Source organism: Legionella yabuuchiae (assembly GCF_900640115.1).
Taxonomy (GTDB): domain Bacteria; phylum Pseudomonadota; class Gammaproteobacteria; order Legionellales; family Legionellaceae; genus Legionella_A; species Legionella_A yabuuchiae.
Genome location: NZ_CAAAIW010000016.1, coordinates 1 through 12,679, shown reverse-complemented (window position 1 = coordinate 12,679; position 12,679 = coordinate 1). Strand labels below are relative to the sequence as shown.

Below are 12,679 nucleotides of genomic sequence, written 5' to 3'. Positions count from 1 at the left end.
AAACCTAACCCTTAATCTCCCGCCTGCAGCCCGCTTCGACCGCCCAATTAATTGAATTTCAAAGCCAATGAATATTAAGCAGGAATCGTCGGCTGTACTCAAGCTTTCTGTACTCAATCCTTCTTGACGAACTCAAAAAAAAGCCCACGTCTTTCTAAACTAAGCATGCCTTGTGCTTCTGTTTTATACGATTCTACACCCACATTGGGAACAGAAAGCCTAAGTTGAAATTGTTGTTCGTAGTGATTGGGCAGTTGTATATCAAAAACTATTTCAGTCCCTATTACGATGAGTTCTTGTAAAACCTCCCGAGCATTGTCAAGATTCATGTTGGTAATGCTGACTAATAAATCAAGTGCAGATAATTCTTCGGTCAAGATTTCCGCTCGTTTAAAGATTTGTTCGGCTTGTTCATTTGCTAATAATTGACGTCCGAACAGATCAAAATAGATACATCCTGTGGTTTGAGCGCTTAAAAAATCTTTAGTAATCGTTAGCCGCCGCTCTAATTTAGCAACCAAGGATTGCATTTTTTCAGCTACGCTGAAATGGCGTTCTAGATTTAAAAAGCGAAGCACGATGTTTTCTTTTTGTTGCTCTTCCTTTAGCCAGAGTTTGCGAAGATGTAAGAAAAAAGCAATTTGGTTGCCAAGCTGATTGATATAAATTTTTTGATCATGGCTTAACTTTTGCTCTTTATCTAAGCAAAATACCCAAAACCCTAACGTTTCGTTTGAGTGTATTAAGGCATATAAAAATTGACTTTTGGTTTTCCCACAGTCGATAAAATTCTCAACTTGCATTAAGTTGTGGGTTTCAATCGCTGTTTTATAAGGGTCTCGATGATAGTCACGCCGTCGTTCGTTTATATTATTAAGACTGCAGTTCATCGCGCTGACTTCTTTAAGACGATGAGAATTTGGGATGCATTCGAGAAAGATTGCACAGCTTAAGTTAAGGGTTTGATTGAGCATCACAATAATATTTGACCAGTATTGATCCGATGCATATACCTTAATATCCAGTGCTTTATCTTGAATTTTACTCGATAATTCAAACAATACTTCTAACGCTTTTTTTTCTTCCTCCATTAGGCGATAACGCGTTAAGACCACATAAAGAGCAAGATGAGTTAACCATATAGCCAACAGTGGAATCCATAGCTTGAACCACACGAGTATCGCCCAGGCGAGTAGAAAATCCATTACAAACAAGCTGAATAGCAACAATACCGTGGTCGTTTGTCTAGATGTTGCGTTTAGCATCAATAGACTACCTATACTGACCAAGATTAGAAACAACAGTTTAATAAAAGGCCCCATCCATTGTATGGCTTCTTTGGATAGAAGCGTTTGCAATGCATAAGCATGAAATTGTGGTTCTGAAATGGTTAGCCCATTGTGAATGAGGGGAGTGGTTAAATTATTCGAATCTGGTGATGTGTTGCCAATGATTATCGCGCGATTTTTTATCATTTCGGATACCAGTTCATCCTCAAAGGCCCGTGAAAGGGTTAAAAAAGGAAGGGAAGCTGTTCCCGATAAAAAATCAATATAATATGTTTTGGCTTTTGGGGGCTTTGTCCAATGATCCAATTGTTGTGCAACACGGATCTCTACCGCTGGCATGGGTTGATTATTAAATGAATAATCAGTGTGTTGAAACCGATAAACACCATATTGGCTTTTTGGAAGCGCTTGGACACCAAAGGGAAGATTTAAATCTTTTGCATGCTCCGGCCAAGGTTCAAGAACTTGGGCTTTTGTGTCCGATAGCATCCGACGTCCAAATAAAACATTTCCATATTGTTTGGCTTTTGAATAAAAAGAGACTCCGGCTTGGCTGGGAAAAAATAAAAAAATCACTTGACTAGGATTGCTTTGTTCAAGGTTATCTAAAAACCGTATCCAAGTCGGTTCGTTGATAGCATGAATGTCCTGATTGGCTTGTATTAACAAAACCTTAGATTCAACAGAGGTTTGATAGCTTGGAGTAGAAACGAGTATAGAATCATAGGCATACCCATCTATCAGTTTATAGACATTTAAAAAACTAACGACCCACACAAGAATAGCGACTACGATACTGAGCAGTAAGGCAGGAGGAAGATTAAATTCAAATACGGGCCATTTTTTGATCACAACCACATCCTTTGGTTATACATATGAAACAGATGACCTGTTAATGAATCCGACTTATTTTTGAACCTAAGCCAGCATGATTGGATATATTAACGGGTTTTTATAGGGATATGCTAAGTTATATGCATTTATTGCTCAAGTGAGAATTCAACATAGATGGGGAAGTGATCAGAACCTATGCTTTCCAGACGTTTTAAAGCCTTACAATGAAAATGATTTGAACTAAAGACATGATCTAAGGGAAAACGAAGAAAAAAATACTTGGCATGAAATGAGTTAAACATACCTCGTCCTCGACGAGGATCAAGAAGCCCGCTTATGGTTTGAAACTCATCAGTCGTTTTAGACCAAGCAACATCATTTAAGTCGCCTAGTACAATAGTCGGATCATCTGTTTCAGCCACCATTCTAGCGACTTTTAACAACTCAATATCTCGCTCCTTACTGTCGCTGTTACCTCCATCCGTTGGCGGTGGTGTGGGAGGAACAGGATGTAGGCAAATCAGTTTGAAACATGGCCCTTGAGTGGGATTAACATGGGCATGAATGGAAGGAACTTCAGAAGAAATTAAAAATTTCACTTCAGGTTGCACCAATTCCATTTGTGACAGCAGTAACATACCATAGGTATTTTCTAAGGGATGCAACAATTTATAAGGATAAACACTAAAGACTTCTTCCAATTGTGAAACCCACCAGTGATCGACCTCAATTAACAAAATTATGTCTGGTTTTTGTTGTTTAATCATTGCGATGCATTGCTTAGCCTGCTTATTACACTTCAAAACATTCGCTGTGATTAAGGAAAAGGTTTTTTCATTCGGAGCACTATTTTGAACTTGTTTTGAAAAAAAAATCGTATAAGGAAAGATTTTAGAACCTTGATATAAGATAATTAGGATCAATATGATAAATGCGCTATAAGCTGTCCAGTGGTTCAGCGATTGAGTTAGCGTAAAAAGTATCAATGTTACCAGTGACAAAATAAAAATTTGCAATCGTGGAAAATCAAAATCCCTTATCCACCATTGTTTAGAATTAAGAAATGGCAACAGAGTACCAATCATTAGAAGCATACTAAGCCCAGATAGAAGATAACTTAACATGGTTAACCCTGAGTTGGGGTTAAATGTTTTAAAAACCAATTTTTTGTGAGTTTTGCGACTTCATCCAGAGTTCCAGGCTCTTCAAATAAATGCGTTGCACCGGGGACAATCTCTAGCTTATTACCACAGTGCATTTGACTCATCGCTTGCTTATTTAGATCTATCACCACATCATCAAGCTCACCCACAATTAATAGCGTGGGCGTTTCGACTGTTGGCAGATATTCCCCAGCTAAATCAGGCCTTCCACTACGAGAGACAATAGCTTTGACTTCCTCTTTTTGATAAGCCGCAGCCATTAATGCCGCAGCACCACCGGTGCTTGAGCCAAAATAACCAATATTTAAATTGGGAAATTGGGAATGGCTCCATTTTGTAACTTCAATAAGCCGAGTAGCTAATAAACCAATATCAAATCGATACTCACGGGTATATACATCAACGGCCTCTTCATCTGGAGTTAGTAAATCAAATAGCAGGGTTGCAAGGTTTGACTGGTTTAAATAATTGGCAACGTATTGATTGCGGGAGCTAAAACGACTGCTTCCACTGCCGTGAACAAAGAGTACGATTCCCTTAGGTTGTTCGGGTATCAATAAGAAGCCGTCGAGAACATCACCACGGTTTGGGATTTCCACTTCATGTTGCTTTCCTTGTGTATAAACCATGAGTCCTTTCCTCTTGAATAGGGTTAGTCACACTCCTGCCAACTTGTCTCGCGACACAACATGGCTCGATTGATTCGGACCAGTCATTTAAATTATAGGTGGCCCGAATCAATCAGGCCACGTCGGGGGTTGTATTCTAGCGTTGGCAAAACTGTATGCTAACTCATCCACCAAGATTTTAGGCAAACATGCCTACCCATTTAACACCAATATATGGGCCATGAATAGCAAAGTCTGAATCAAGAACATCAGTGTAGCGAGTGCTATCTCTTAAAGCATGGAAATAATTCACGAACATATAGCCCAAATCCACACCTAAGTTGCCTTCCCCTAGATTACAATCGTAGGTAAGGCCAGCTTTTAATTCAAGCTCTGGAATTAACATCGTTCTATTGCCGCTATCTGAAATAGAAGTGACAAAGGAAAGAAAATCTTCTGTTAGCGCAATGGCATCCACCGTATCGGTTGCAGTTCGACTGAACTTATTTTTACCCCATAACATAGAGGCCGCACCTTTGGCATACACTCCAAAGCCATATTCCATATCGTACGCTAAGTCTGTGCCGATACGAGGGCCTATACCCGAATACTCTAAGGAATGGTTCACTGTATAAGTGGCGGTTCCTGTTATGGTTCTAGCTTGATTTGTCCATACCGTAACCGTTCCCGAACGGACTATATCGGTATCGATCTCAGTGTATTGAAGACCACCATGGAAACGGATATTTTTAAAGGGACCAAAGTCGGCGTGCTGACCGAATTCTAAATTTACTGCATCCCATTGGGGCTCAATACTAAATTGTATTGTTTCTGACGCATGATGGTTTACCCAAGGCAGCTCCCTTAAGCTTGGGCTGATCCCGTTTGCAATGTTAGTTGTTGTGGTTTGAGAAGCGAGATGATACCAATTTAAAGTGAGATCATTTCCAGTTAGGAATAAATACGATGCCTCAAGCTTAAATCCCCAATTGAAATCCGGTTCGTTCGTTACATCAGCCGTAACAATTTCAGGAGCAAAAAGCCCGTAAGGCCCCGTTGTTGTTGATAGTACTCGGGAGCCAATTACATTTAAACTACCACTATAAGAAGGTTTTAAATATAACGCCTGTACCCCAACAGCCCACCCTGATTGCTCACAGGGTACCGTTACATTCTCAGCATTACACATTGCTCCCATACCACCGGCATAAGCAGCCCCAGCCGTGAAGACCACAACAGCGGCGGCAGTTTTTTTAAAACTTAACATCTTAAGACACTCCTTTTAAAATAAATTTCCGTGACATCCAGATTTTTAGCTGAGCAACTATATCAAGTTACGATTCCAAAAAAAAGCAAACGATTCTTAAGAATAAATAAAGGAGCATATTGGGTATAGACGCAAAAGCAGAGAGCTCAACACCTTTAGCTGGCGGCCAAGCGTATGGAGGGCAGATAGCCACTTTATCAGCGTTACAGTCCTTTCTGTGGCGCGTTTTCCTCATCCACTATAAGTAACGCTGTTTCAGGTTCTTTTCTTATCTCTGTAGTTGTGTGTGCCCAAATAAATTTTTTAGTATCTAATGGCTCTGGGCACATGGCTGATGCAATTAACGCTTTATATTCCTCATACATGGTTTCAAGCCTAACACCCCCTATGATTTCTTTTAAATGCATTTCAAGTTCAGAAAAACATGCAATCAAATTAGAAGCATCAGGGATAGTCTCGGGGTGGATTGAGGTCATGGAATGTGTAAGAAATTTTAAAACGCGATTGATATCCTTTTTATCCAAACTTCTAAATTGCTCTTGAAAACTTAATGGATGTGAACTGCTTGGATTCGCCATTGCTTGACTATACTCTTCCCCTTTGACCATGAGGTATTGCAAAGGCTTTTTAATGAAAAATTCTTGGTAAAACATTTGAGCGCGAGGATCAAGCAGCAGTTCTAATGTTTGGCCTAGCGCGTAAATATCATTATAACCGCGTGCTGACTCTGAATTTTCAACCATGCCTGCTGGATGTGAAAAGTAAAACGTGCCTTTTAAAGGTTCAATGCTGTCTTTTTTAGTAGAACAACCTAAATCAAATAAACACCAATGACCAAGATGAAACCCAATGTTTTCCGGTTTAATATCGCGGTGAACGACATGATTGCGATGCATATAATCAACCGCTTTAAGCAAATCAAGCATTAATCGGATAATAATAATTTGGAATGACTCGGGGTTCGATTCTTGTAAGCGCTCTAGGGTCTTTATCTGCCGATCCAGGGTGGTATCACATAAGGGAAAAAGAGCATATTCATTAAGCTCGTCCTTGAAGTTGGAAATTATTTTTACAATATTGTGATCGATAGAAGATTCATCCCCTTCCGTTAAGGCGAGATTTATGGCTGTTTCTTTGGCTTGACTGACGTCACTCATAGATTTTAAAACACACCAGCGTTGCTCTTCTCCTGGAAGTTTAACTTTTATTAAATATACATCTCCTTGCGCTCCCCGTCCTAGACGACTCTTGCTTTCTTTTATAATTTCAGCGCTGCTTTCAGAGATCAATCTTGAAAGCATATGTGATGACACACGATGAAGAGGGGCGGGAGAATTGGCCGATGATTCTGGACAAGCGCTCTGAAAAAAACGATTGGATTTAGGCATAAAAAAACCTCCTCGGTAAACGCTCTCAGTTTTTATTTTATTGCCTTAAACCATATCCAGCAATTGTTAATGAATTACAAGCCATGTTGGACAAAAGACGAAAACCCATCCTACTCTGGGGTTAAGGTAATCGCTCACTTTTTTAAGTAAAACGCCTGCAAAGTATATGGAATTCACCCATAATTAGTAAAAAGTCGATTGGGTATACGATGAAAAAATATATCATAAAAACACAGCGCTTAGGAATGCGGTTTATTGAAAAAGAGGACATCGATTATTTAAAAACGCTGGATAAAGATCCTAAGGTTACGAAATTTTTTCCCGAAGGCACGCTGAGTGATGATGAAATTAAGCAATTTATAAGAGACTGTGTTGAGGAATGTAAACAAGAAGGCCTGCCTTGTTTTGTTATTTTCAATTTAAACACATCAAATTTTGTAGGCGAAGCTTATTTTGATAGGCTTAAATCAGGCGAAGTGAAGGTGGGTTATCTGTTTCATAAGCAGTATTGGAATAAAGGGTATGCCACGGAGACTTTATCCGTATTATTGGATTGGGCGCGCGATCATATTGATGCCGATTATATTGTAGCCTACGCGCATAAAGATAATAAGGCCTCCATACGTGTTATGAAAAAATGCGGTATGGAATATTATAAAATCGATTCTTATCTAGGGATGGAGAGTATATTTTATCGTATTAAAAATCACTGACACGCTCTAAGAAGTTAAGTCTCGGCAGAACAAATTAACAATATTTCTGAGTACATTTTCGCAAAGATTAAGTTGGGCAATTGAAATGAATTCATTAGGGCCATGAGCCTGTTCAATGTTGCCTGGACCGCATAAAATGGTAGGAATATGAGCCTCTTGAAAAAGACCGGCTTCTGTTGAATATGATACTTTAAACCGTTCTTTAACGCCAGTTACAATACGCGTAATTCTAGTAATATTCGCATCTTCCATCGCAGAAAATCCTGGCTCGTCAGAAATCGTATCGAAATAAATATTGGCCTTTGCGTAAGATTTCCGCATTTCTGGAATGAGAATTTCCGTAATATGTTGTTCAATTTGGCAACGAAGGTTCTGAATAGGAAATTCAGGTAAATATCGAATTTCAAGCAGAAATTCGCACATACCTGGAATAATGTTTGATGCGATCCCGCCACTGATTAGATTGGTGGTAAGGGTGGTATACGGTAAATCAAAATTAGGATCAAAAGGCCCTTGTTGCTTAATAACTTCAGAAAGGGTATGGATATAATGAACTAAACGACATGCATACTCGATGGCATTGCATCCTTTCACACTTAAAGAAGAATGCGAAGCCAACCCTTCAATCTGACAGTGGTAAACTTGACGGCATTTTTCCCCGACAACAGGGTTCATGTTTGACGGCTCCCCCACAATACACCCTTCAGGTTGAATGTTTCGTTTAAGCAGGTATTCAATAAAATATTCAGCGCCAACACATCCAACTTCTTCATCATAGGTAAAGCCAAAGTGAATGGGCTTAGATAACTTAAGCGCTTTAAATTCAGGCGCTAATGCTAACATGACCGCTAAAAAACCCTTCATGTCACAAGTGCCGCGCCCATAAATATTGCCGTTTTTTCTTGTGGCTACAAACGGGTCGCTGTCCCATAATTGCCCACCCACATCGACGACGTCGGTGTGACCAGATAAGAGTAAGCCACCTTTTTGGCGCCCATTTTTTGCGGGAATGGTGGCGAGTAAATTCGCCTTGCCCTGTTCTGGCCCAGGTAGAATAAAAGAATTAATCTCATGTTGTTTAAACCAAGCATCAAGGCATTCAATTAATTCAAGATTAGATAATCTTGACACGGTATTCATGCCGATTAGCTTGGCGAGCCAACGTTCTGAATCCATTCGAAACCTATTCGCGCTTAGTTTAATGAAATAAAATCAATACATTACGTGATTTATTTTATCTGATAGCCGGCGCTCTCCAGCCGCTTTTTAAAAACATCTAAATCTCGTTCCATATCAAAAATCATCGTAATTTTTTTGCCGTCCGCACTAACATCAGGCAAATGATACCAAGAACGACGATTATAATGCAGATCTGCAGCTAATTTATCATAGGCCTCTAGCACATCTTCCACACGAGTCAATTTGGGCTCGGTTTCAAAGGTTGCAGTTATGGTATTGCTTGAATCTTCTGGAAGACGATGACGCGATTCTTCAGTAAGATTATGTTCGTTTAAGCCTTGTTTAATGTGATCATCTACGATGGGAGATAGCTTTTTCGCTTTATCGGTTTCTCGAATTTTAAAGGTTATATTTTCTGATTTCATAATCATCCCTGTATTTAAAGTTGTCCATATTTCATCATTATAGCATGCGTTTACTCTGGTCTTTTAAAAAGGTTATGCATGCTCATAAAAAATGGTATCCAACCCAAGTATTTGAAATCCGCCATCGGCTGGAACAACTTCTTGGCCAGTTGTTGTGGTATAAGTGGGTAGCCCATACATCGGTTTTTTTTCTTTGTCTGGGGCTGTCAGAATATCTTTTATTCCTCGATATTCTAAAATCAGTATAGACTCACCATCGTCACTTTGAGCTTCAAATGTTCTTACCAGTTCTTTCATGACCCTGTCTCCAAGTTATGAACGTTTGACATTATTATAGGCTACTTTGTTTTATGCATGCATATATGCTTTGGAGTTAAACACCCATACTTGGCGCATTACTTATATACCCGTAATCTTTCAAAATGCGTGATTTATGCTTTTTCTTTTTCGCCCTGCCGCATTTTAAAAAACTCGCAAGGGAATGAGCCATTACTCGCTTTTTAAAATGCGGCAGGACAAAAAATAAAGGCGCCTAAAAACACGCATTTTGAAAGATTACGGGTATAGTACTGGTCAAGGCGAAATAAGAGGGTTTTGATTTGTGTCTTGCTCAGATGAAGGTGTTCTCGAAAAAAAGCCATGCGTTGCTGAGGAAGACGTTCTATTCTCTTCTAGATATTCAGGAAAGAAATCCAGTAGAATTTGTCGGCCATCTTCAGATTTTTTTAACGTATCTATAACAGAAAATTCAGTGTCTTTTGAGGTTGCTGGCAACAATCTATTTCTTTCCACAATTTCATGTTTCAGATCAGGGTTTTTATCCAATATTAATCGCAAAGCGGTTCGACCTTGTTGCTCATATGCAAGCCTAAATAAGACATAGATTCCTGGATCAATTTCTGCGGTGTCAGGGATCCTATGACAGAGCGTTTCACAGCTTATCTGTTGAGCTAATGATAGATTGGCTTGTAACAGCAATTGCAAGATAGCGCATCCATCTGGTGTAGTTGCAAGACAATATAAGACAGAGGCTCCGGCAGCAGTTTTTGCGGAGTCAGAGATTCTATGGCAAAGCGCTTCACTGCTTATCTCTTGGATTAATGAAGGTTTATGTTGTAACAGCAATTGCAAGATAGCGCACCCCTCTGGAGATCCCGAAAGCAAAAATAAGCAAGAGACTCCGGGATATAATTTTGCGGTATCAGGAATCCTATTGCAAAGCGTTTCACAGCTTATCTGTTGGACTAATAAGGGATTGGCATTTAATAGTAAATGTAAGATAGTACGCCCACTTGGAGATCCCGAAAGCCAAAATAAGGGGGAGGTTCCTGGACTATTTTCTGCGGTATCAGGAGTTCTATGGCAAAGCGCTTCAATGCTTATTTCTCGGACTAATAAGGGATTGGCATTAAATAGTGAATGTAAGATAGCGCGCCCATCTGGAGATGCCGAAAGCCAAAATAAGATAGAGGTTCCTGGATAATTTTTTGCGGTATCAGGAGTTCTATGGCAAAGCGCTTCGCTGCTTATCTGTTGGGTTAATGAAGGATTGGCTTCTAACAACAATACCAAGATAGCGCGCGCCTCTGGATTGCCCGCAAGCCAAAATAAAGGAGAGGTTCCTGGATCAAATTTTGCGCTGTCAGGAAGCCTATGGCAAAGTGCTTCACAGCTTATCTGTTGGGTTAATGAAGGATTAGCTTGTAATAGTAATTGCAAGATGCCACTCCCTCTTTCAGTTGCCGCAAGCCAAAATAAGACAGAGGTTCCGACAAGATCATTTGCGCTGTCAGGAAGCCTATGGCAAAGTGCTTCACTGCTTATCTGTGGGATTAATGAGGGGTTGGATTTGAACAATAACTGTAAGATAGCGCGCCCCTCTGCACGCGCTGTAAGCCAAAATAAGACCGAGGTTCCTGGGTTAGTTTTTGCGTTGTCAGGAACCCTATGACAAAGCGCTTTACTGCTTATCTGTTGGGCTAGTGAGGGATTAGCTTGTAACAGTATGTGCAAGATGGCGCGCCCCTCTGGATGCGTTGTGAGCCAAAATAAGACCGAGGTTCCTGGGTTAGTTTTTGCGATGTCAGGAATCCTATGACAAAGCGCTTCGCTGCTTATTTCTCGGGCTAATGAGGGATTGGCATTTAACAGTGAACGTAAGATAGCGCACCCATTTCCAGTGTCTGCAAGCATAAATAAAGGCGAGGTTCCTGGATTAATGCCTGCATTGTCAGGAACCCTATGGCAAAGCGCCTCACTGCTTATGTGTTTTGTTAATGAGGGGTTGGTTTGTAAGAGCGACCGTAAGATAGTGCGCCCATCGGAAGTAGCTGCCAGCCAAAATAAGGCAGAGGATCCTGCATCTTCTCCCGTGGTTTCGGGTCGAATGAGGCAAAGCGCTTCGGGGGAAATGTTACTTATTAAGGCATCAGAATGGATGGCCAAGAGGGTTTTGAAAAACTTCAAACCCCTCTTATGCCGCAATAAGCCGGATAACCCAGAGAGCCCCAGTTCCTTATCGATTTGATTTAAGAACTGAGACGCTAACGCTATGTTTTTTTTAAGGGTATTCAACAAAGCAGGAAAAAATGTCACGTCAAATAGGGTATCGATAAACCCGCATTCAAAAAGATAATAGACAGATTTTTCATCATTTAATAAACGAATTAATTGTGGTTCAGTAAGCGGATGGTTGGCCCATTCTGCTAGTAGTTCCACACTCAGCGCATCACTAGGTTTTTGAGCGGCGACAGCGGCATGGGCGTGTTTTTTTGGTTTTCGTTTCTTTTTTGGTGTCTTCACGTGCTTTTGTGGAGTTGGTGCTTGAACTTCTGGCGCAATTGCATCGTCTTGGGCAGCAGCGGCCGCTTGTGCTTGTGCTGGTTCAGGTGAATGTTGTTCTTTGATAAACGCAGCAAACTCTTCTGGCGTTCGATTTAAGGTGTTTAAAAAAATATCACGAGCTTGTGCTTCGTTGCCGGCCATTAAGAGCCTTTTGGCCTCGTTTACCCAGTCTTCTTTAGCGGCAGGTCTTATAGAAGGCGCAGAAGGGGTGGCGGCAGCGGCCGATTGTTCTGGCGAAGGCTGAAGCCCTTCTTTTAAGGCCGAGACCAAGGGCATTATTGCACGAGATTCATGTTGTACAAAAACGATGGCGTTTTGCGCGCGGGTTACGGCGGTGATTAAGCCGTTAAAAAAAGGAAGAAGCGCGTCGTTACTTTGCTCACGTTTTGCACGATTTCCTGAGGGTTGTGTAGAGGAGGTTTTCAGTAATTTACAAGCGCTCTTACAGTCTTCGCTGTCCAACAAGCGATATAGCGCGATGGTGTTATACTCAAGGCCTTTGATTTCTTCTGGGGTAAAGACCAAGGCGGTGCCGAATTGTTGCTTGGCTTCTTCTCGATACTCATCTAAGGTAATCACGGCAAAATGAATGGTTTTGGCGTCACTTTGCAGTTGAGGTGTTAATTGATCTGGGTGACACCAACTGACTTCGCCTTCCCCTTGAAGGCTGTCGGCTGCGATGATTTCTGAGGATTCCATCTTATCTGCAGCGCCACCGGTGATTTTGTATTTTTCCACAATCAAACGGTTTGCGATATTGACAATTTGCTCTGAGCATCGATACGTTGCTTTTAAGGCGATTTCAGTCGCTTTTTGTTGTTGTTTATGAAACATCTCACGCAAATAAGGAAATCGGGATTTCCCATCATGCAAGACTTGATGGTCTCCTAGAAAATAAGCAATGTTTCCTCGTATGGCGAGGGTATGTAAATTCTGCAATTGCCGATAGGAAAAATCTTGCGCCTCGTC

10 protein-coding genes are annotated in these 12,679 nt (G+C 40.8%); 1 reads left to right on the top strand and 9 read right to left on the bottom strand.

Annotated features, from left to right (window positions below):
- Positions 1-113: 113 nt before the first annotated feature.
- From E1O47_RS07255 to E1O47_RS07235, 5 genes are all read right to left on the bottom strand, one after another.
- Complete coding sequence (locus tag E1O47_RS07255) at positions 114-2,141, bottom strand: CHASE2 domain-containing protein (protein WP_165475067.1); 2,028 nt, start codon at positions 2,139-2,141, stop codon at positions 114-116.
- Positions 2,142-2,269: 128 nt separating this feature from the next.
- Entirely contained in the window at positions 2,270-3,247 is a 978-nt protein-coding gene (locus E1O47_RS07250) for an endonuclease/exonuclease/phosphatase family protein (RefSeq protein WP_133130598.1), read from the bottom strand.
- A 2-nt stretch (positions 3,248-3,249) separates the two neighbouring features.
- Positions 3,250-3,915 carry a dienelactone hydrolase family protein gene (locus E1O47_RS07245; protein ID WP_133130597.1) on the bottom strand — a complete coding sequence of 222 codons (666 nt, stop codon included), beginning with the start codon at positions 3,913-3,915 and terminating at the stop codon, positions 3,250-3,252.
- A gap of 178 nt (positions 3,916-4,093) precedes the next feature.
- Positions 4,094-5,161 carry an Lpg1974 family pore-forming outer membrane protein gene (locus tag E1O47_RS07240; RefSeq protein WP_133130596.1) on the bottom strand — a complete coding sequence of 356 codons (1,068 nt, stop codon included), beginning with the start codon at positions 5,159-5,161 and terminating at the stop codon, positions 4,094-4,096.
- A 203-nt stretch (positions 5,162-5,364) separates the two neighbouring features.
- Positions 5,365-6,549, bottom strand: a complete 1,185-nt coding sequence (locus tag E1O47_RS07235; protein ID WP_133130595.1) for a protein kinase family protein — start codon at positions 6,547-6,549, stop codon at positions 5,365-5,367.
- Between the two features lie 209 nt (positions 6,550-6,758).
- Between E1O47_RS07235 and E1O47_RS07230 the strand changes: the two genes are divergently transcribed.
- A complete protein-coding gene (locus E1O47_RS07230; RefSeq protein ID WP_133130594.1) occupies positions 6,759-7,262 on the top strand; it encodes a GNAT family N-acetyltransferase in 504 nt (167 codons plus the stop codon).
- 6 nt (positions 7,263-7,268) lie between these two features.
- Here E1O47_RS07230 and argE read toward each other — a convergent pair whose 3' ends face one another.
- From argE to E1O47_RS12270, 4 genes are all read right to left on the bottom strand, one after another.
- Entirely contained in the window at positions 7,269-8,438 is a 1,170-nt protein-coding gene (argE, locus tag E1O47_RS07225) for an acetylornithine deacetylase (RefSeq protein WP_133130593.1), read from the bottom strand.
- Between the two features lie 53 nt (positions 8,439-8,491).
- Positions 8,492-8,866 (bottom strand): hypothetical protein, encoded by a 375-nt coding sequence (locus E1O47_RS07220; protein ID WP_133130592.1) that lies wholly within the window; start codon positions 8,864-8,866, stop codon positions 8,492-8,494.
- Positions 8,867-8,938: 72 nt separating this feature from the next.
- A complete protein-coding gene (locus E1O47_RS07215) occupies positions 8,939-9,163 on the bottom strand; it encodes a hypothetical protein (protein WP_133130591.1) in 225 nt (74 codons plus the stop codon).
- A 276-nt stretch (positions 9,164-9,439) separates the two neighbouring features.
- On the bottom strand, positions 9,440-12,679 hold a 3,240-nt coding region (locus E1O47_RS12270; protein ID WP_165475066.1), incomplete at its 5' end, for a hypothetical protein.

What these genes read in the sequence shown, in the direction of transcription:
- E1O47_RS07250 (WP_133130598.1), bottom strand. Translation starts at nt 3,247, where the DNA reads ATGTTAAGTTATCTTCTATCTGGGCTTAGTATGCTTCTAATGATTGGT.
- E1O47_RS07235 (WP_133130595.1), bottom strand. Translation starts at nt 6,549, where the DNA reads ATGCCTAAATCCAATCGTTTTTTTCAGAGCGCTTGTCCAGAATCATCG.
- argE (WP_133130593.1), bottom strand. Translation starts at nt 8,438, where the DNA reads ATGGATTCAGAACGTTGGCTCGCCAAGCTAATCGGCATGAATACCGTG.
- E1O47_RS07220 (WP_133130592.1), bottom strand. Translation starts at nt 8,866, where the DNA reads ATGAAATCAGAAAATATAACCTTTAAAATTCGAGAAACCGATAAAGCG.
- E1O47_RS07230 (WP_133130594.1), top strand. Translation starts at nt 6,759, where the DNA reads ATGAAAAAATATATCATAAAAACACAGCGCTTAGGAATGCGGTTTATT.
- E1O47_RS07240 (WP_133130596.1), bottom strand. Translation starts at nt 5,161, where the DNA reads ATGTTAAGTTTTAAAAAAACTGCCGCCGCTGTTGTGGTCTTCACGGCT.
- E1O47_RS07215 (WP_133130591.1), bottom strand. Translation starts at nt 9,163, where the DNA reads ATGAAAGAACTGGTAAGAACATTTGAAGCTCAAAGTGACGATGGTGAG.
- E1O47_RS07245 (WP_133130597.1), bottom strand. Translation starts at nt 3,915, where the DNA reads ATGGTTTATACACAAGGAAAGCAACATGAAGTGGAAATCCCAAACCGT.